Raw genomic sequence first — 19,261 nt, 5'->3', positions numbered from 1 at the left:
ATAACCTCCCACAGACAACTTATATCAAGTCTGGTTGAATACCCTCAGAAAAGTGTGGGGAGATCAAGAGATTTTGACTAACCGACGATCATCACTTTATTTAGGGTTTCAATCCAAACCCTCGCACCACAACTGAGCGGCTTATCGGGACTATAGACGACACGACATCCTCCCAGTATTTCGACCTGATGTCCATAAACGTTAGTATTACCCTTCTTGACCGTAATCACGGGAAGTTGTTGCTGTTGTTTTTGATTTTGCCGAATTCTTTGAGAATTAACGTGAACAATCGTTTGAGCGGGCAATCTTGGATTGCGCCAACGAGGATCGGGGCCTCTTGTACCTCGCTTAATAATGGGTTTGCCGTTAACCAGGGGAATTAGCCACATCTTCCCGGTCTTATAAGCACCTCGGACTCGGCCTTCGCTCAGGAGAACTCGCAGTCGAGCGGTAGAGATTTCTAAAATACGGGCTGCTTCTGTAGTACCTACTATCATTGGACCCTCTGGGGACTATTTGGGAATCGCAATAGTTGAAAAACTGTATAGCTCAATTATAAATGATCGGCCGCTCAATAGTCAATGCTCTGGCTATTCGGTGTTCGGAGTGGCGGGGTTGAACCGAAGCCTGTCCACTGTCGGCGGTACGGGTCGGGTGTCTGTTATTCGTTGATTATACAACCGGATTTGATATTATATAAACCCGCCCCACCCCCTAACAGAATTAATCAATCGGATATCATATAATTGACCTTGAGGAGAGCGGAAACCATGATAAAATATATGATAAAACATCTGATAAAACATACAATAAAAAATATGAGAAAACCCCAATGGCGAATTATCAGTTTTGGGGTGTTATTTTTCCTGTCAATGGTCATTTTTCCCGGAATAGCTGAAATTCGAGCTTCAAGGGCTGTGGCGCTTGAAAATCAACAAATTCAACAAATTTCAGAGATTCAAGAAATTCAACCCAATTTTGTAGAACAAGCGAGAGCGTTCTATTTGGCTGGAGATTATCAGAAAGCCGTTGAGATGTGGCAACAAGCGGTTACAGAATTTGCCGCAAATAATCAGCCTTTAAATCAAGCAATGGCGTTGAGTAATCTCTCTTTGAGTTATCAGAAATTAGGACAGTGGAAACCAGCAGAAGAAGCGATAAATCAAAGTCTAAATCGCTTGGGAATTTCTCCCGAATCCGCCTCACCAACTCAACTTCGTCTTCTGGCTCAAATTCTCAATATTCGGGGTAATTTGTATTTGGAAACCGGACGGCTAGAACAAGCCCTTTCCACCTGGACAGAAGCGACCGAATATTATACTAAAATTGGGGATAATTCTGGCAAAACTCAAAGCCAAATTAATCAGGCTCAAGCGTTGCAAAATTTGGGGTTTTATCCGAGAGCTTGTCAAACGTTAATGACAGCTTTAGAACTTAACGATAAAAATCATCAAAGCTGTGAATGGTCTGTAGAGTCTCAGGCAAAAATTGAAGCCAAACCGGTTAATTCTCTCCACGTTTTAGCCTTTAGACAATTGGGTGAACTGTTTAGACTATTGGGCGATTTTTCCGCCTCCTCTCAAGTGTTATTAACGGCTTTAGAACAGGCTAAAGAGTTAGAAAATAATCGGGAAGTTGCGGCGGTTTATCTGAGTTTAGGGAAAACTAAGCAAGCCGAAGCCAACAATAATTTTTTTAATCAGAAAATTGCCGAGCAAGATTTGAACGCGGCTTTAGACTATTACACCCAAGCGCTTGAATTGGCAAGTTCACCTTTGCTGAAAACCCAAGCAAAACTCGAACAAATCACCCTGTTCTTTCAAGCTAAAAGATGGCAAAATTTGGAGAGTTTATTGCTCGAAACCCAAGCGGATATTCTTGAGTTATCCCCGAGCGAATCGGCAATATATGCACAAATTAACTTCGTTGAAATTCTGTTGAATTTATTATCGTCAAATTTATTATCAAACCCGCCCCAAAATTCCGAAGGAAACTTAGTGGAATTTAACTCAATAAACTTCTCAGAACTTCAAGTCAAAACTCAGGAAAACTTAACCCATGTACGCCAACAAGCAGAAGAAATAAACTCTCAACGGGGGTTGGCTTATAGCATGGGTTTACAGGGAAAATTCTACGAAATCCAACAACAGTGGAACCCCGCAGAAAACGCAACAATAGAAGCCCTGAACGCCTTAGATAGCTATCAAAATAAACCCGATATTGCTTATCAATTTCTCTGGCAACTCGGACGAATACGCAAAGCCACCGGAAAAACCGAAGCCGCCATTACCAATTATACCCAAGCCGTTGATTTACTCAAAGGTCTTCGTCAAGATATAGTCGCAACCGGCTTAGACACTCGGTTTAACTTTCAAGAAAACGTTGAACCCGTCTATCGAGAATTAATTGACTTACGTTTGCAGCGAGGTGATGAAAATCAATCGGATTTGAGAGAATCTATAAACTTAATAGAATCCTTACAAATCGAGGAATTAAACAACTTTTTTCGGACTGCTTGTATCGAAGAAGAAGCCACAAAAATAGACCAAGCCGACCCCAACGCCGCCATACTTTATCCGATCATTTTAGCAGAACGTTTAGAAGTAATAATCGCCCTACCCGGACAACCCTTGCGTCATTATTCCACCCCAGTTTCAGCCTCGGAAGTCAAAGAATTGAATCTAGAAATTCGCAGAAACTTAGGACTATTATTCACAGAAAAAGACATTTTACCCCAGACCCAAAAACTCTACAACTGGCTAATTCGTCCCATTCAAACCGAGCTAAAAACTAACAATATTACCACATTAGTCTTCATTCTCGATGGAGTTTTACGAAATATTCCAATGTCATTTTTACAAGACGGCGATCGCTATCTGATCGAAAACTATAACATTGCGATCGGCTTACCGGGCTTAAAACTGCGAAACTCCAACCCCTTAAATTCTAACGCCTTAAAACTCTTAGTCGGCGGACTCAGCGAAGCGACTCAAAACTTCCCGCCTCTCCCTGCGGTAGAACTAGAAATCGAAAACATTTCCCAACAATTTCCCCGCTCAAAAGTGCTACTCAACGATGACTTTACAACCCCAAACCTCGAAAATCAAATCAGCCGATTCGATGTACCTATTGTTCACCTGGCAACTCACGGTCAATTTAGCTCTAACCGAGAAGAAACCTTTATTTTAACAATCAACGATAAAATTCAAATTGATGACTTAGAAAACTTGCTGGAAAGCCGAGAAAAAAACGGAATCAGCCCCATAGAACTGTTAATTTTAAGCGCTTGTCAGACAGCATCCGGAGATAATCGAGCTACACTAGGATTAGCAGGAGTGGCAGTCCGTTCAGGTGCCAACAGTACCTTAGCAACTTTATGGTCAGTTAACGATCAATCAACCGCTCAATTCATGGAAACCTTTTACTCGTACTTGAGCCAGGCTAACATCAGTAAAGCAGAAGCTTTGCGTCTTGCCCAACTCGACCTTCTAGAACGAGGATATCGCCTGCCCTTTTACTGGGCGCCCTTTATTTTAGTCGGAAGTTGGTTTTGATCAAACTTAGGGTGTATTTGCTCTGAATTCATATCAATCTCATGTTTTGTTGCATCTAATAGGAGCAATTTTCCGATGTCAAGTCAACGCCTTCTCAACGGTTTTACAGGAATCTTCGCTGTTAGCTGTGGGGTTTTTCTTCTGAGCAACTTATCTGTGAAAGTAGAAGCACAGCCCTCTTCTGCGGCACCCCGTCGAGAGAGTCAAAAAGTAGCGATTCGATACCGACCCCCCGCCGGACAGGGAAAACCCAAAGCAACCGTTGGAGGAGGAACCCGAACAACCTGTTTTCTCGATGAAGAGCAACCCAAACCCCCGCTGACCTTATTAATTCCTGGCGAAAAACTCGGGCTGACCACTCGCCAACACCCCCAATTTTTCGTATATGTGCCGCAAACCTCAGCAAAAGAAGCAGAATTTCTACTCAGAGATGCCAACGGAGAGTATCAATATCGCGCCCGTTACAGCTTACCCGAGACGTCAGGAATCGTGAAAGTGGAACTCCCCGACTCAGCAACCGCCTTGGAGGAGGGAAAAGACTATCAATGGATGTTTGCCATTATTTGCGATCCCGACAGTCGAGATCGAGATGTAGTCGATATGGGAGCGATCAAACTCACAGAACTTTCCCCCACCCAAAAAAGCCAACTCGAACAAGCCGAACCGCTAAAACGGGCCGCATTGTACGCCGAATATGGGATTTGGCATGATGCAGTCGAGACTTTAGCATCGCTGCAATGTTCCGAGTCCAATCACCAAAACCAAGAAACGTGGAGGCAATTATTGCAGTCTCAACCGCTCCTCGACTCGATCGCGACTCAACCCTTGATTGAATGTGGCACACGGAAAATAACACGGTAGACTGGTAGCCCCTTGAATTTATTCAGGGGCTCAAAGGCGACACGGGCAACTAAGGATGCCGAGAGTCTACCAGTGGTGTCGATCTTCAATATACTCTTTAATCTTTGCTGTACTAATTTTTCCGCTAGTTTCATAAAAGTAGCTTCTCGATCGCGCGAGAAGGTAATTTTAACAACTCAGGAAATTCTTGTCTAAGTAATCTTGATGACCTTCCGATCAATCGCTTTAGCAACATCAGCAATCTTATTGTTTAGGGTCATATTCAATTAGCAAATGTACATGGTCAGGGGCTATTTCAGTTGAACGGATGAACCAACCTTTTTCTCTAGCTACTGACTGAAAGATCTCCCCATCGTCTTTGTCTTATTGCTCCCTTGAGAACGGGTTTACGTCTTTTAAGGATAAAGCAAAGATGAACTGTCGCCAAGCCTACAGAATGTGGGTCATGGCGATATCCTTGAGAACTTTTCCTCATGTTGACTGTGTTGTAATTATCGACAATGTTATGTTAACATCCCTGTATGACTAAACAATTTTTTGCCCAAGTAAATCGACTACCTGAAGATAGCGAACTCAAAGCAGTCTTAGAATATCTTTGTACAGAGTCCAACAAACTTTACAACTGTACGACATACTTGGCTCGTCAGTTGTACTTCAAGACCGGGAAGATATCTAACGGCAGATGGCTTTCAACAGTTATGAAAAATAATCCTCACGCAAAAGCTATTTATGGTTCTGCGGCACAACAAACCTGTATTTCAGTAGGAGAGGCATTTAAAGGCTTCAAGGCGTTAAACAAACTCTGGAAACAAGGTCAACTTTCTGAAAAACCTAAACCACCTAAATACAGAAAGTCTGGTCTTTTTCAGATTTCATACCCTAAGAAATGGTTAAAGTTTGTCGATGGTAGTGTAAGGGTTCCTCTGGGAACTAACTGCAAAGCTTGGTTGAAGATTCAATATATCTATTTACCATTTCCAAGTAACCTAAAATGGTCAAAGATTAAAGAACTTCAAATTGTCCCTCGACTAGGTTATTTTGATGCAGTCTGGATAACTTCTGACGAGGTAGAACCTGTTAGTCATAATGTAAATTACGATAATTTTTTAGCTTTAGACCCGGGTTTAGATAATTGGCTAACAGCAGTTAGTAATGTTGATACAAGCTTTATTGTTGACGGTAAGCATCTAAAATCTTTGAATCAGTGGTACAACAAGCGAATTGCTACTCTTAAAGAGAAAAAAGCTCAAGGCTTTTGGTGTAAATTACTTGACCAAACAACTGAAAAGCGTAATAGACAGATGCGAGATGCCGTTAATAAAGCTGCAAGGTTAGTTGTCAATCACTGCCTGGACAACAATATTGGAACTGTTATTTTTGGCTGGAACAAGGGTCAAAAACAGGAATCAAGCATGGGCAGAAAAAATAATCAAAAGTTTGTTTCTGTACCTACGGCTAAGTTAAAGTCTCGTATTCAAAAACTCTGTGAAAAATGCGGATTAAGATTTGTAGAAACAGAGGAAAGTTATACCTCTAAGTCGGATGCTTTGGCTCAAGATGTTCTTCCAAAATACGGTGAAAAACCCGAATTCTGGAAGCCATCAGGTAGAAGAATAACCAGAGGACAGTACAAATCTCAAACTGGGTTAATCTTTAATGCTGATATCAATGGGGCGTTGAATATTGCTCGAAAAGTAACCAGTTCGCGCTTAGATTAATTTTAATCCTAACGATTTGGCGCTTAGGCGTTTTGACATCGCCTAAGCGATTGAGGATTTGGGATATTAATTCTGATGTTCCATGCTCTCAGTAGTGCTGAAAGATTCCCCACGCCTTCAGGCGAGGGAGTGTCAATCAAAGCTAACAAGTAAATCCACACCAAGCAGTTGAAACTCAACACCAGTCGTCGGAAAAAATTAAAACAGCTATGTTGGAAAGGACGAGGGATCGCCGTCATCTTTCCGACAGTCGTTGTACTCGTTTTAGTTCTCCGCAGTTTGGGACAGTTGCAGGTTTTAGAATGGATGGCTTTCGATCAGTTTTTTCGCTGGCGTCCTCCCGAACTTGCGGACTCCCGGATTTTGATTGTCGAGATTCGCGAAGAAGACATCAAAATGCTGCAAAGATGGCCGATGTCCGATCAACAGTTGGTCGAGTTACTGAGAACACTCAAACTTCACCAACCTCGGGCGATTGGCTTAGATCTTTATCGAGATTTGCCCGTACCTCCCGGTTCTGAGGAGTTGATCGATTTATTTGAGTCTACACCCAATTTGATTGGGATTGAAAAAGTGGTTGGAGCGGTCGATCCTCCCCCAACCCTGAAAAAGCTCGACCAAGTGGGTGCGTCTGATATAATCCTTGATTTTGATGGGCGAGTTCGTCGCGCTTTATTTATCGCTTTTGATGAGGATGAGGTTATCTTTAGTTTCCCCCTGAAGCTGGCGCTCCTCTATTTAGAAAAAGAGGGGATTAATATAGAAGAACTCGATGCGGAGCGGGGAATTTTAAGGCTCAATCGAGCGATATTTCGGCCGTTCCAAGGAAATGAGGGGGGTTATGTTGATGCCGATGCGGGTGGTTATCAGTTCTTACTCAACTATCGCAGTCCCCCCTGTGGGGGTTGTCGGGTGTTTGAGACGGTATCGATGGGCGATGTCCTCGCCGATCGCGTACCCCCGGAATTAATTCGCGATCGGATTGTTTTGGTTGGAACAGCCGCATACAGCCTCAAGGATATTTTTTTGACGCCTTATAGTAATACGACTCCGGGGGTGGAAGTTCACGCCCAGATCGCCAGTCAAGTTCTCAGTGCGGCGTTAGACGGGCGGCGGTTGATTCGAGTTTGGCCGAATGCGATCGAGGGGATTTGGATTGTGCTTTGGTCCGGGGTTGGTGTTGCTACCAGTTGGATTTTTGTACGAATTCATCGCAAAATTCTTAGTCTGGTGCTTACCAATGGATCGCTGTCGATCGCCACCTATGTCGCTTTTTTAAATGGGTGGTGGATTCCCGTTGTTCCCCCGTTGCTGATTCTGATCGGATTGGAAATGGCAATTACCGCTTACAGAGCTTACATTGAACGGGAAGACCGGCAGATTGTGATGAATTTGCTCGGACAGCAAGTTTCTCCTAAAATAGCTAATGCCGTTTGGGATGCCCGCCATCAGTTGATTAAAGAAGGGCATCTGATCGGACAGGATATGGTGGCAACGGTGCTATTTACCGATATTAAGGGCTTTACTAGAATTACCGAACGCACCGATCCCAAAACTCTGATGTCTTGGCTCAATGAGTATATGAATGTCATGTCTCAAATTGTCCTCGATCACGATGGGGTTGTCGATAAATTTATCGGAGATGCAGTTATGGCGGTTTTTGGGATTCCCATCCCCAGAACCACATCGGAAGAAATTGGTCTTGATGCTCTTGCTGCGGTTCGCTGCGCTTTACAAATGCGTATGGAGTTAGAAACTCTCAATCAACAGTGGGATAAAAAAGGACTGCCCACTGCGGCTATGCGAGTCGGGATCGCCACCGGTTTAGTTGTCGCCGGCAGTTTGGGCGGTCTGCGCCGACAAAATTACACGACTATTGGAGATACCGTCAACATTGCCGCCCGATTAGAAAGTTATGATAAGTCTTCCCAGAATGAGATGTGTCGGATTCTGATTTCTGAACAAACCTATCAATATATTTCTCCTCTATTTTATACCCAACTGATGGGTAAAGTCAAGCTTCCCGGAAAAGAAAAAACTCTCGCCGTCTATCAAGTTTTTGCTGAAATCTAGCAAGTTTCCCCTAGCCCTGGGATAATTGAGCGGTCGGAGATGATAGAAGAACAATTTTTATAAAAATTTTTTGAACAACTGACGTAAAAATGTAGGGTTTGGTCCGATAGAGAAATTAAATCAACCTTACAGCATCTAACTTGGTCAGAGGGCAAACTCTATGACTTCTATATTCGGCACAATTATAGCAGACAATTTAACCGGAGATTCATTCAACAATACTATTTTTGGATTGGCCGGAAATGATAATCTCTCAGGTTTTGCAGGAGATGACACCATTAACGGTAATCAACAATCCGATACTCTCTATGGTGATGATGGTAACGATGTGATTTTTGGAGGACAAGATGATGATTATATCTACGGAGGTTTTGATTTTATCGGGGGGAATGACCTCCTTTTCGGGAATTTAGGCAATGATTTTATGTATGGACAAGAAGGAAATGATAGTGTTTTTGGGGGTCAGGGAGATGACATTATTTCAGGAGATTCGGGAAATGACTTGGTTTCTGGGGATCTGGGAAATGATGCCCTTTTTGGTATTGATATTTTAGCTTTGAATCCGGGTTCAGGTGAAATTGATACTTTAACCGGAGGGCCGGGGTCAGATTCTTTCTTTATTGGTGATTCTGTAACTAATTACTATACCGGGGCTGGAAATGGGGATTATGCCTTAATTACCGACTTCAATCAACAGGAGCTTGATGTGATAGTCGTTCACACCAATGATAGCTATTCCCTCGAAAATTTAACACTCCCCGATGCCGGAACGGGAACAGGTATATTTCAGACCACTGCGGGACAAAAAGAACTGATTGGTTTTGTTGAGGGGATAGACGCAAGCGTTCTCAATTTTTCACTCGATTTTGTGCGGCTTTAGAGTTGATTAGAATTGCGATTGAAATCTTCAAACCGAATCTTTTTTTCATTCCCAGGGCCGAACCGCCTTGGGGATTTTCATTATTCGCAAACGATAAAATAAAAAATTCAACAAATCAATCAAGTGGTAAATAAAGTCTTTTAATTGTATAATTATAAATTGTATCGCCGAGATTCCAGACTTCATGTAAACTGAAAAAACCAAGAAAAAATCGCTGAATTAATAAAGTTATGGGTTCTCGTCTATTTGTCTGACCCGCACAGGTATCAAATCAAAACCCCAAGAATTCCGATCTCAAAATAATGTTCTCCGAGTCGGTACAATCGGCGATCGCCAGAAGTCTAGACCCAGATTAACAAATCAGCAGAAGTCAGCCCCCCGCTCCTAATTCCTCCGGATTCTTCCTGACCCCATCCGGGGGCAAATTTACCGTGAAATGTTGGCAATCAGCCCCTCAGTTTATAGACAATTTTGCAACCTTTCCGGTTCAAAAAAAATGCCAAAATGGCATCGGTCATTTCAGCCCGGATGCTAACTTGTTAAAAACAACTTGTTACACCCTACCATCAAGATTTTGAGGGAGCATTGGATGAGACCTATTAATATCTTAGAAAACGTCAAGGACTTTTTAGTTCGACTGGTCAAAGACAAAACCTTTCGCGAACAAGTCGAAAATAATGTTGCCGAACAAGTGCAACAACTCTTACAGGCTAACGGCTATAGCTTTTCTCAAGAAGAATTTGAAACCGCATCCATTCAACTGCTCGATCTCAAAGAACGGGATGAGTTTCACGAATTAACAGAAGCGGAATTGGTCGGTGCAATTGGTGGATTGATGAAAAAAGGGCGACGGAGCTTTTCGCGGCCAATCAAGCCCATTGATGACCCAATAGTGCAGCCGATGTATGGGGTAATCGTTGAACCCATTGATGACCCAATCAACCCCATTGATGACCCAATAGTGCAGCCGATGTATGGTGTCGTCATTGAACCCATTGATGACGGGATGATATTTCAATCGGTGTACGGGGTAATCGTTGATTGGATGGATGAAGATGATATTTCAACCCGTGTACCGGGTAATCATTGATTCGATAGATGAATAAAATTAATTCAAACTGAACAGACTACTGATGTGGAGAGATTGCTATGGCATACCGTCGAACCAGCTATGCAGTTTGGGAAATTACCCTCAAATGCAATTTAGCTTGTAGTCATTGCGGTTCACGCGCAGGACAAGTCCGCGAACGGGAATTATCCACCGATGAAGCCCTCGATCTCGTCAAGCAGATGGCAGAGGTGGGAATTACGGAAGTCACATTAATTGGGGGAGAAGCCTTTCTCCGCCCCGACTGGCTGCAAATTGCCGAGGCGATTAATCGCGCCGGGATGCGGTGTACGATGACAACGGGGGGCTATGGGATCTCTCTAGAAACCGCCGAGAAAATGCACCGGGCGGGAATTGCGACGGTTTCCATCTCCGTCGATGGTCTAGAAGCCACCCACGATCGCCTGCGAGGTCGCTCCGGTTCCTGGCAATGGGCGTTTAAAACGATGGGTCATTTAAAACAGGTTGGTATTCCCTTCGGTTGCAACACTCAAATTAATCGCCTGTCGGCGCCGGAGTTTCCCCGCATTTATCAGGCGATTCGGGATGCGGGCGCTCGCGCATGGCAGATTCAGTTGACAGTGCCGATGGGAAACGCCGCCGATCACAGCGAAATTTTACTTCAGCCCTGCGAATTGCTGGCGGTTTACCCCATGTTAGCTCGGGTTGCTCAACAGGCGAAAAAAGACGGCAAGGTTCAGATCCAGCCGGGGAATAATATTGGCTACTACGGCCCCTATGAACGGTTGTTACGGGGGCGGGGACGGGAAGATGAATGGACGTTCTGGCAGGGCTGCTCGGCGGGTCTTTCCACCTTGGGAATTGAAGCCGATGGGACGATCAAAGGGTGTCCTTCCTTGCCGACAGCGGCCTACACGGGGGGTAATATCAGACATCGACCTTTGCGCGAAATTATTGAAAGCACTGAAGAACTCGGGTTTAACTTGAATGCTGGCACTCCTTCCGGGGTGGATCACTTGTGGGGATTTTGTCAAACCTGCGAGTATGCCGAACTCTGTCGGGGGGGCTGTACTTGGACTGCTCATGTGTTTTTTAATCGCCGAGGCAATAATCCCTACTGTCATCATCGGGCTTTGGCTTATGCGGCTCAGGGAAAACGGGAACGGGTTGTTCCGAAAGTCCGGGCGGAAGGATTACCTTTTGACAATGGAGAGTTTGAGACAGTTGAGGAACCTCTAAATGCTCCTTGGGTTGAGTCCGATCCTCTACATTTTACCCCCGATCGGATTCAATGGCCGGATGATTGGCCGCAACAGCCTTTAAAAACCGTCAATCCTGAAACGAAATTTCTCACTCAAAAACGATAAAGTCATGGCAGAACATCTAAATATTGAGTCTTTCAAAACTGAATCTTTACAAGCAGAAAATTCACGTTCAACGGATTCAAATCGGTTAGAGACGGCTGATTTTTCTCCCACTCCTATTCTACCCCGTTCGGGTTGGAAAAGTCAATTGGCTAGAACCCGAGCTTTATTAAGGGCAAAACAAGCTCTGGATCGAGAAGAATTGCAATGGGATTGGGATTGATTGAGTATCTTCTCATTGGGAGATGAATCCCGAATTAATTTACTCTCCTATTCGATGAAAGATTGAGATTGTAGGCGTTGTTGAGTGCGGAATCGGAGGTCTTATCAGAGCGCTTATGACTATTTAGCAGATGTTATTTTTTATAGTCGCTATCCCCAAATGCTTGGAGAAAAGCTGACTCCGGGAACTGTTATGGCTCAGAATTGGTCGGCTATTCGACAGAGACTTTATGTGTCTACCTGCGGGATCTAAACGGGTCTAAAATTAGATTTTAAAGGGCTAGTCATTTAAAATAATCCCGGATTTATAGATTTTACCATGCCTATAACATTTAAGTCAATTCCCACTTTTACTCGGGTTGTCATCGCGACAATTTTTGTTAACTCTCCGGGTGCGATCGCCGGAGGTCAATCTTCTTTTTTGCCTAAAAGTTTAGCAGTTTTTGAGGATAAAAATTCATTGAATACCGGAGGAAATGCTTGGAGTTTGGCGACCAATAACCCGAACAATTTAGAGAAAATTAACCCGCTGAATCCGTTTCGTGTGACGAGTGAACAAAGAACAAATTATCCCCCGACGAACAACAACGAACAACTTCAAGCGGCTTTACCCGAATATTGTTCACCCGATGAATACAAAATATTTTTTGAGCATTTTGTACGGGGTCAAGATTATCAGGGGAACGAAACACGTTTTACCCATACAGCAGACACTATCGAAGTTCGAGACTATGAAAATCCCAGTAATCTGATCGGATTTCTCAGCAAGAAAGATGATGAGTTTAGTATTGATATCAGAGATTACCGTTGGGTACAACTGGTGCCTTCTAGCGTAGATAACAGTCCCTATACTCGCTTACAAGTTGACTTGAAACGCATTAATAATAACACGTTTCGAGTAGATTATATTAAAGCCGAGTATGCTTATGATTCTCGGGTCGATCAAGAAGAATATGTCGTTCGGACTTATGGAGAACCGGGGGCTTATATTTTTGAGCATCGTAATGGTTGCTGGACTCTGATCCAAAAGTTGCAATAAATAGCAGCAAATTTGAATCAAAACAACAACCATTACCCCATTTTCTGCTAAAGTTAATCCAATCGCTTGTTCGATAAAACCGAATTTATTGTGCCGGTTCAATCCCAGAATACCAAGCACAAACTACGCCTTTTTCGATATACTCAAAATCAAAAGGATCAATCCAAGCCAGACAAGCACCAGAACATTTAGGGTTATAAACTTCCTCAAACAAAGTGTGCCAAATCCCATTTTGCTGACCACATTCTTGACTTAATTTCACTTCTGTGGATTGTTTCATCTGCAATTGTTCCCACTGACAAGTATTATCTACCCAATTACCGCCCTGAGACTGACACCAACTTTGATGTTTGTTGGTTGTCTCTAGATTAGATTGAGCTTGGGTTGATTGTGCAACACCAAAGGACAGTGCAGCGGTAATCAAACAGCAGAGAGAACTTGATATTAAAGTAGGATTCATGGGGATTGGCTCGAAAAACTTTACTCTCTCCTTCGCTGTAAACGGTTAACAATCAGCAAGCTATTGATGTAAAATCTAAAAAATAATGCTACACCAAACACGGAGCGGGTTTATAGAGGTGGTTTCGGGGAAATCTAAGGGAGATCTAAATTTTTGAAGATCGCTTTTGTGACTGATAAATTGATTCGCCCCGGCTTGTATTCCCCCAGGGATAAGGAAGGGGAAAAATCCGGCGATCGCGATTTCCCCAACCGGATTTTTCAAGGGTCAATTCACCATTAATCTATTCTGGGAGCAACGATAATACCATCTAGCAATGCTCTGTTATTGAATTGGAAACTGCATGAAAATTAGCCATGATTTGCGGCTTTTTTGATCGCATCCACAACTTCTTTTGCATGAGAAATTATTGGAAAGTGACTTGATTCTAAAACCACTGTCGTTGCACTCATTCGTTTAGATAAATCACGCTGTAAATCAGGTGGAACAGCCCGATCATTGTTGGTAATAATATACCAGCTTGGCTTATATTTCCATGCGGGCTTCTCTATTTTTTCGTTTGTGAGTGAGGTAGAAGGTGAAGTTTGAGTCGCATAGATTAATGCTATTTGTTCTGCTGAAAGATCGCCTGCCAGAATCTCTTTTACACCTTCTTTGGAAATCCAAATAAAACCCTCTTGTTCTTTAAAATGGGACGATGGAGAGCCATATTTACTCATCAAATCTATCATTGATTCGCCAACATCGGGAGCAAGTGCGGCAATATAAACCAAGCCAGAAACTCGTTCATCATTGCCAACTTCGGTAATCACCATACCGCCCCAAGAATGACCCACCAGAACACATTGACCTTCGATCCGATCCAAAGCACGTTTTGTTGCAGCAACGTCATCAGCTAGCGAAGTAAGCGGGTTTTGAACTGCGACAACTTCATAACCTTCTGCTAACAATATCGGAATGATCTCACTGTAACTAGACCCATCAGCCCAAAAACCATGAACCAACACAATATTCTTAATTTTGCTCATCATTGTTGTCCTAAACTAATCTCTGTGTTTTCCTTTAATCTATTAATTGATCCAAAGTTGTTGGTAACTGCATCCATTTGTTATAGTCGGGAAAGCTGGTTAAATTCGGGATACCTGCGGTGTAGGTGAGGAGGTGATGAAGGGTGATGCGTTCGCCTTTGACTGACCGATAACTCCAACGAACTTGATTCAGTTAGGGGTCTAACGCTTCAAAAGGTTTAGCATCAGAATAGTTATAAATTTCAACGCTATTTCCACGACGAAGCATCCGTTTTTGAAGTTTTGGAAACTCAGCAATTTCTATTTCTAAGTTTTCTCCCCCGACTAAATAGACTAAATCTTCGTCACCAATGTTCTTGAGATGATGGGGAACTGAAGGGGTGGGAAATCCCATAAAATCTCCCGAAACCACTTCAAATTCTTCTCCGTCAATTTCTGCAACGCCTTTCCCGGAGAGGATATAAATCCATTCTTCCTCAGAATAATGGGAATGATAAATAAAGGATTCCTTACCCGGAGGAACTTTTATAAAGTTAACTCCAGTGCGTTTTAGTCCAACTGTCCGCGCCAAATCTGTCCCCCATATTTCGGAATTTGGATTCCAGGGGTGCGAGAACATTTGAACACCTTCTACAATTTCCTTGGCTCGCAGAATCGGAGATTTTTTGCCTTCGCTTTTGTTGTCTTCCATAAAGGTTGTTAATGTTTTTGCTCGATCTGTTCTGGCTTTATGATAGACATCAACTAACAATTTGACAACTCCGGGTTTACCTAATTTTATTCAATTTTAATCGGTGTTGTCGTCCCAATTCATAGGGGCGCTATTGCCGCTGTCTTGGTTCTTCGATTGGTCGGTCTAGAATAGACTTTTGTGGTGTTTCCGCCCTAGCTTTTGTCCGGCTGAAAGCGATGTAACAGGGGAGCAAGCCCGTTAAAACCATGAGAAAGAATAACTCGACTTTTAACAAAAAATTGAATAAATTTAACATCAGCATCACTGAGGATCTTCAATCGGTTCATAAGACTAAAGTAGCTTGGGCGATCGCAGAATTGAGAGCGCTTTTAGTCATCAAAACCCGTGACTAAAATCATGGCTACACGGGTCGCACTTTTGCAGCAAACTAACCCCGAGCAAATCTCTAAATTTTCACCCCGAATGACAGCCCAGATGATGAAAGGGATAGGGAGCGCCTTAAACTGTCAACACTTTTTTAAATATCCATGAAGCGTCTATTGTCTGTAATTTGTCTACTGAGCCTTGGAGCCGGCCCCATCCTGACGCTGTGGGCGGCCATACCCGCAACCGCTCAGACGAAGGGTACAGAACTTTCAGCCTTTTGTGAGAGCGAACAATTCCACTATGCCTTTCGTCAATGGACAAGACTGCTTTCCGAGCATATTAACCCCAACTCAGCCTCTGCAAAACCAGATAACCTAGCGGAAATCCTCAAGCTGATGAAAATGGCTCGCCAGAGTCCCCGCACTACGCAAATGGCCATCGATCGCTTTACCCTACTGAGAAATAATCTTGAAGAACCGCCCCTGTTACTGAGTCTGATAGAACGAACACCCGCCTCGGAGCGATCGCAACTGGTCCCCGTCGTCGAGCAACTCATCACCCTCGCCAACACACTCCCGGCGGGCTACAACTACGCCCAAAGCCGCGCCCTGATCGTCAGTGCGATCGCCTACAAACAGTTAAATCAACCGTCGCGCAGTAAACTCTTACTCCAGCAAGCCAGTAAAACCGTCGCCGGAATAGCAGTTCCGTCCCTAAAAGCGGAAACTCAGTGGCGACTAGCAGAAGCTTGGTTTGATCTGGGTGAAAATTCATTGGGACAAACAAGCCTGGGGGCGGCAACCGCAACCCTGAAAACCCTTTCCCCCCAATCACCTCCTTTAAACAACAACCTCCCGGAGCAGTTGGTCGGTAGCTATCTCCGTCGGGGTCAATGGTCTCAAGCCGAAGCCGCAGCCCGAGCAATTCCCACGCTCGCCGAAGAAAGTCAACAACTGTTTCGGATTGCATCGGCTTATCTGCGGGCCAAGCAACTCAAACCGGCCGTTGCTTTGTTTGAAAAGACCATCAAACCATTGCTGTCAGCACCCGCAGTTGAGCAGAATAATTTAGCGGCGATCGCAACAGAAGGGATTATTTCCTTTGCTCAGGCGGGGGGTGTGACGACGGCGACGGTGGGGGCAAACCAGTTACCGACGAACCGGCCGGCTTTGGCGGCGAAGGCTTGGTTGGCGATCGCCGGAGAAGCGCGTCAACAAAAGCGCCCTAAAGAAGCTGCGATCGCCCTAGAACGGTTGATTGCGGCGGGTAAAATCGGTCAAAAACAGGGTTTCGGTTCGGATTTTGGGACTTTAAAGGACGATCAATGGAGCGGTTCGCTCTACACCCTCAGCCGCTCGGGAGGATATACGGCGGAAATGATTCAGTTTATTGAACGGCTGAATCTCAAAACCCAAGCCGTCGAGTTTCTGATCGTCGAAGCGGTACAAGCGAAACGCTATGACGAAGCGATGAAACTGATTCCCCAGTCTATGCCTCTGGTGATTGATGTGGGAGTGTTTGAAGTTCGCGACGATTGGCGCTGGTGGGTGGCTGCTGTGGCCGCCTCCCAAGGGGAACCGCAGGCGCTGATCGCTCTGAGTGAGGAGATTTTACCCAAAATCGGAAGGAGCGATCCTACACTATTGTCTGTTTGGAAGATCCCGACAAGGGTGAATGTCGGTTCCCCTTCTGCGGAGAGTCCGCCTTACTTTGTGATTGATATTCGTCCGGCTGAGTTCCTGGCTGAAGATATTGCAATACGGGCGATTTGGCACCTTCAGAACCAAGGACAGACGGAACTGGCTAACCGCTTGAGTACGGCGCTGGCTGACCAAGCCGAAGAACTTCTCAATGGTGAGCTAGGTATGGGGATGTTTGCTGACGAACATCCCATCGTCTGGGTCAATCGTTTAGAGCATTATTTACGTCTTCAGCAGCAAACCGCAAGCGCTGATCGCCTTTATGCTTTGCAGGTTAATTATCTTAAGCAGATTGAAGATGTGCAACAACGGGTTGAGCGGATACCGTATATTTCTAGTCTGGATGATCCGCGAGGTGCGATCGCCGATTTTATTGAGTTGGCCGAAGCTGTGGGGGTTGCTGACGAAACTCTGATGGCGAGACGAATTTTTGAAGAGGCTCTCTCGTCCGGTCAGATTGATATTATAACTCAATGGCAATCTCGCATCGGGTTGTCTCCCCGTGATCAAGCTGAGGTGATGATCCGGCGTTCACAAATGTTTGCGCTTTTGGAGGAGAAAATTGTCTGGTATGACAAAATTCTTGAACTGATGCAGAGTCAACCGGAGAAGGGTCTGTTAATTAGTAACTATGACTTGAATTCTATGATTGAAGCTTATCTTTTTCAGGGAGAGACAGACAAAGTTAAACAAGTGATTGCTTTGATTGATGATCCCTCGGAAGCCATGCAATACCAAGGGCGATTAGATTGTTTATTTTCTCAAAATTAACCCGGTTCTGTTAGGGGGGTAAGTTCTGTTTAAAACTTACCCTGACAGGGGATTAAGACAGGGGAAAATGACACCAACTTTCGCCATCAACATCCCAAACGGTGCGAACATCTGCGTAGGTATAGCGAACATCTGCGCCGCTAAGATTTAGATCGGCATATCCGCCTTGATATCCTAACCATTTACCATAGGGATCGTGAGCGATCCAAACTTTTTCTTCGTCATCATATCCTTTGATGACAATAAGATGACCGGAGTTGGTAAAATATCCGTGAATAATTACCGGATGACCTTGGGCTAAATGGTGTTTAATTTCCGTTTCGGTTGTCACGGTTTTAAAGAAGGTATTCTGAAGTTTTCCGGGGCCGTGTTCTGCGCCCCATTCTCGCAAAAGTCGTTGAATAAATTGGGGAATGTGACGGGTTTTGGTTGCACCTGTATATCCATACTGTTTATCCCATTTTTCGGTTTTACGAAATAGCACATCTTCGAGTTGAACATCGTTACTAATTTCTTTGGCGCTGCGAGAATCAATTCCATAATATTTGAGAACCATCGCCACACAGGTGACGTTACAAGCACCCTGAGGATGTTCTAAATTGTTGAGTTGGTCGTAATAAGGAACGTTTAAATCTACTTTCGGAGGAAGGACGGGCGGATATTTTTGACTGGGTTCTTGACCCCGAGAAACGGCTGTTAATACAATTTGAACATCCTGACCATAACAGTAATATTGCTTGGGTGTCGTTTCAGGATAAGAACCATCAAATTTATCTAAATAAACCCGAATATATTTTCCTTGTAAATTGGGAGTGTAGGCGCTAATTGGAATTTCATCTCCGGCATGATAGGTGAGAATTTCATCAAGAGATAAAAGGGAGGTTTCTAAAGGTCGAACTTTCAGCAGAGAATCTGAGATAAACCGTAACGTATACTCTAAGGTGTTCATGTTTTCCCCCTAAAAAATTAATTCGATAAACTCCAAAAGCTGGCGATAGTTTTAAAGTTGTTATTTGTCAATGCGGCTCATTTTTAATTTGGGCAAATTTTCCCTAAGTAATCGGTAATATCTTCCCAATATTCCGATAGATAAACACCCTCAATTTAATCGATTTTCCAACTTCCAAATCATCGACAAGCTTTTAGACTGTTGTTGCTTGTTCTTGATAAAATAACTATACAGAGAAAAATCTAAGAAAACCACTGACCGAGAGTTGAGTTTTCGACCTCGCCAAAAGTACAGGTCATCCGTTCCGATAACACCCCGGATGACGACCGACAACATCAATCCTATTAACGTTAAAAAAAGTATTAAAACATATGAAAAAATGTGAAATTGTATGATGCTCAGTCGGATGTTCAGTCCGGGAAAAAAATCAAAACGGTCAAACCGGTATATTGTTCGGATTGACAGGTCAAACTTATCTATGATTTACTAAGAAATATAAGAAAGATTTTGGGA

Annotated in this window: 15 protein-coding genes and 1 pseudogene; 10 read left to right on the top strand and 6 right to left on the bottom strand. The window is 43.8% G+C overall.

The annotated features are described in order from the left end of the window. Positions 1 to 77: 77 nt before the first annotated feature. The gene (locus tag ACL6C3_RS18080) at positions 78 to 497 is read right to left on the bottom strand and encodes a DNA-binding protein (protein ID WP_413160417.1); all 420 of its coding nucleotides are present in this window, start codon (positions 495 to 497) and stop codon (positions 78 to 80) included. Between the two features lie 321 nt (positions 498 to 818). On the opposite strand from ACL6C3_RS18080, the gene ACL6C3_RS18075 reads away from it, so the two are divergent. Next, on the top strand, positions 819 to 3,554 hold the full coding sequence (locus tag ACL6C3_RS18075) for a CHAT domain-containing protein (protein ID WP_413160415.1): 2,736 nt from the start codon (positions 819 to 821) through the stop codon (positions 3,552 to 3,554). Positions 3,555 to 3,629: 75 nt separating this feature from the next. Continuing rightward, a complete protein-coding gene (locus ACL6C3_RS18070; RefSeq protein ID WP_413160413.1) occupies positions 3,630 to 4,415 on the top strand; it encodes a DUF928 domain-containing protein in 786 nt (261 codons plus the stop codon). A gap of 66 nt (positions 4,416 to 4,481) precedes the next feature. Here ACL6C3_RS18070 and tnpA read toward each other — a convergent pair. After that, positions 4,482 to 4,890: pseudogene (gene tnpA, locus ACL6C3_RS18065) on the bottom strand (IS200/IS605 family transposase). 46 nt (positions 4,891 to 4,936) lie between these two features. On the opposite strand from tnpA, the gene ACL6C3_RS18060 reads away from it, so the two are divergent. From ACL6C3_RS18060 to ACL6C3_RS18030, 7 genes are all read left to right on the top strand, one after another. Further along, a complete protein-coding gene (locus tag ACL6C3_RS18060) occupies positions 4,937 to 6,133 on the top strand; it encodes an RNA-guided endonuclease InsQ/TnpB family protein (protein ID WP_413160411.1) in 1,197 nt (398 codons plus the stop codon). Between the two features lie 168 nt (positions 6,134 to 6,301). Then, positions 6,302 to 8,206 (top strand): CHASE2 domain-containing protein, encoded by a 1,905-nt coding sequence (locus tag ACL6C3_RS18055; RefSeq protein WP_413160409.1) that lies wholly within the window; start codon positions 6,302 to 6,304, stop codon positions 8,204 to 8,206. Positions 8,207 to 8,366: 160 nt separating this feature from the next. Next, the gene (locus ACL6C3_RS18050) at positions 8,367 to 9,086 is read left to right on the top strand and encodes a calcium-binding protein (protein ID WP_413160407.1); all 720 of its coding nucleotides are present in this window, start codon (positions 8,367 to 8,369) and stop codon (positions 9,084 to 9,086) included. Positions 9,087 to 9,675: 589 nt separating this feature from the next. Continuing rightward, the gene (locus ACL6C3_RS18045; protein ID WP_413160405.1) at positions 9,676 to 10,176 is read left to right on the top strand and encodes a Nif11-like leader peptide family natural product precursor; all 501 of its coding nucleotides are present in this window, start codon (positions 9,676 to 9,678) and stop codon (positions 10,174 to 10,176) included. 59 nt (positions 10,177 to 10,235) lie between these two features. Continuing rightward, positions 10,236 to 11,522, top strand: a complete 1,287-nt coding sequence (locus ACL6C3_RS18040; protein WP_413160404.1) for a nif11-class peptide radical SAM maturase 3 — start codon at positions 10,236 to 10,238, stop codon at positions 11,520 to 11,522. A gap of 4 nt (positions 11,523 to 11,526) precedes the next feature. Beyond that, positions 11,527 to 11,742: a hypothetical protein gene (locus tag ACL6C3_RS18035; RefSeq protein ID WP_413160402.1), complete on the top strand. Its 216-nt coding sequence runs from the start codon at positions 11,527 to 11,529 to the stop codon at positions 11,740 to 11,742. Positions 11,743 to 12,060: 318 nt separating this feature from the next. Continuing rightward, on the top strand, positions 12,061 to 12,780 hold the full coding sequence (locus ACL6C3_RS18030; protein ID WP_413160401.1) for a hypothetical protein: 720 nt from the start codon (positions 12,061 to 12,063) through the stop codon (positions 12,778 to 12,780). An 85-nt stretch (positions 12,781 to 12,865) separates the two neighbouring features. On the opposite strand, the gene ACL6C3_RS18025 is transcribed toward ACL6C3_RS18030, so the two are convergent. From ACL6C3_RS18025 to ACL6C3_RS18015, 3 genes are all read right to left on the bottom strand, one after another. Then, positions 12,866 to 13,240 carry a hypothetical protein gene (locus ACL6C3_RS18025; protein WP_413160400.1) on the bottom strand — a complete coding sequence of 125 codons (375 nt, stop codon included), beginning with the start codon at positions 13,238 to 13,240 and terminating at the stop codon, positions 12,866 to 12,868. Positions 13,241 to 13,590: 350 nt separating this feature from the next. Further along, the gene (locus tag ACL6C3_RS18020) at positions 13,591 to 14,271 is read right to left on the bottom strand and encodes an alpha/beta fold hydrolase (RefSeq protein WP_413160399.1); all 681 of its coding nucleotides are present in this window, start codon (positions 14,269 to 14,271) and stop codon (positions 13,591 to 13,593) included. Positions 14,272 to 14,461: 190 nt separating this feature from the next. Next, entirely contained in the window at positions 14,462 to 14,959 is a 498-nt protein-coding gene (locus ACL6C3_RS18015) for a cupin domain-containing protein (RefSeq protein WP_413160397.1), read from the bottom strand. Between the two features lie 530 nt (positions 14,960 to 15,489). Between ACL6C3_RS18015 and ACL6C3_RS18010 the strand changes: the two genes are divergently transcribed. Continuing rightward, complete coding sequence (locus ACL6C3_RS18010) at positions 15,490 to 17,799, top strand: hypothetical protein (RefSeq protein ID WP_413160396.1); 2,310 nt, start codon at positions 15,490 to 15,492, stop codon at positions 17,797 to 17,799. A 52-nt stretch (positions 17,800 to 17,851) separates the two neighbouring features. Here ACL6C3_RS18010 and ACL6C3_RS18005 read toward each other — a convergent pair whose 3' ends face one another. Continuing rightward, complete coding sequence (locus tag ACL6C3_RS18005; protein ID WP_413160395.1) at positions 17,852 to 18,748, bottom strand: C39 family peptidase; 897 nt, start codon at positions 18,746 to 18,748, stop codon at positions 17,852 to 17,854. Positions 18,749 to 19,261: the final 513 nt, after the last annotated feature.

Source organism: Capilliphycus salinus ALCB114379, assembly GCF_047276495.1.
In the GTDB taxonomy this organism is placed as follows: Bacteria; Cyanobacteriota; Cyanobacteriia; order Cyanobacteriales; family Microcoleaceae; genus Capilliphycus; species Capilliphycus salinus.
Note: the sequence above shows the minus strand (reverse complement) of the source record. Positions and strands in the feature narration are given on the sequence as shown.

What these genes read in the sequence shown, in the direction of transcription:
- ACL6C3_RS18015 (WP_413160397.1), bottom strand. Translation starts at nt 14,959, where the DNA reads ATGGAAGACAACAAAAGCGAAGGCAAAAAATCTCCGATTCTGCGAGCC.
- ACL6C3_RS18010 (WP_413160396.1), top strand. Translation starts at nt 15,490, where the DNA reads ATGAAGCGTCTATTGTCTGTAATTTGTCTACTGAGCCTTGGAGCCGGC.
- ACL6C3_RS18035 (WP_413160402.1), top strand. Translation starts at nt 11,527, where the DNA reads ATGGCAGAACATCTAAATATTGAGTCTTTCAAAACTGAATCTTTACAA.
- ACL6C3_RS18005 (WP_413160395.1), bottom strand. Translation starts at nt 18,748, where the DNA reads ATGAACACCTTAGAGTATACGTTACGGTTTATCTCAGATTCTCTGCTG.
- ACL6C3_RS18070 (WP_413160413.1), top strand. Translation starts at nt 3,630, where the DNA reads ATGTCAAGTCAACGCCTTCTCAACGGTTTTACAGGAATCTTCGCTGTT.
- ACL6C3_RS18050 (WP_413160407.1), top strand. Translation starts at nt 8,367, where the DNA reads ATGACTTCTATATTCGGCACAATTATAGCAGACAATTTAACCGGAGAT.
- ACL6C3_RS18080 (WP_413160417.1), bottom strand. Translation starts at nt 497, where the DNA reads ATGATAGTAGGTACTACAGAAGCAGCCCGTATTTTAGAAATCTCTACC.
- ACL6C3_RS18020 (WP_413160399.1), bottom strand. Translation starts at nt 14,271, where the DNA reads ATGATGAGCAAAATTAAGAATATTGTGTTGGTTCATGGTTTTTGGGCT.
- ACL6C3_RS18040 (WP_413160404.1), top strand. Translation starts at nt 10,236, where the DNA reads ATGGCATACCGTCGAACCAGCTATGCAGTTTGGGAAATTACCCTCAAA.
- ACL6C3_RS18075 (WP_413160415.1), top strand. Translation starts at nt 819, where the DNA reads ATGAGAAAACCCCAATGGCGAATTATCAGTTTTGGGGTGTTATTTTTC.
- ACL6C3_RS18030 (WP_413160401.1), top strand. Translation starts at nt 12,061, where the DNA reads ATGCCTATAACATTTAAGTCAATTCCCACTTTTACTCGGGTTGTCATC.
- ACL6C3_RS18025 (WP_413160400.1), bottom strand. Translation starts at nt 13,240, where the DNA reads ATGAATCCTACTTTAATATCAAGTTCTCTCTGCTGTTTGATTACCGCT.
- ACL6C3_RS18060 (WP_413160411.1), top strand. Translation starts at nt 4,937, where the DNA reads ATGACTAAACAATTTTTTGCCCAAGTAAATCGACTACCTGAAGATAGC.
- ACL6C3_RS18045 (WP_413160405.1), top strand. Translation starts at nt 9,676, where the DNA reads ATGAGACCTATTAATATCTTAGAAAACGTCAAGGACTTTTTAGTTCGA.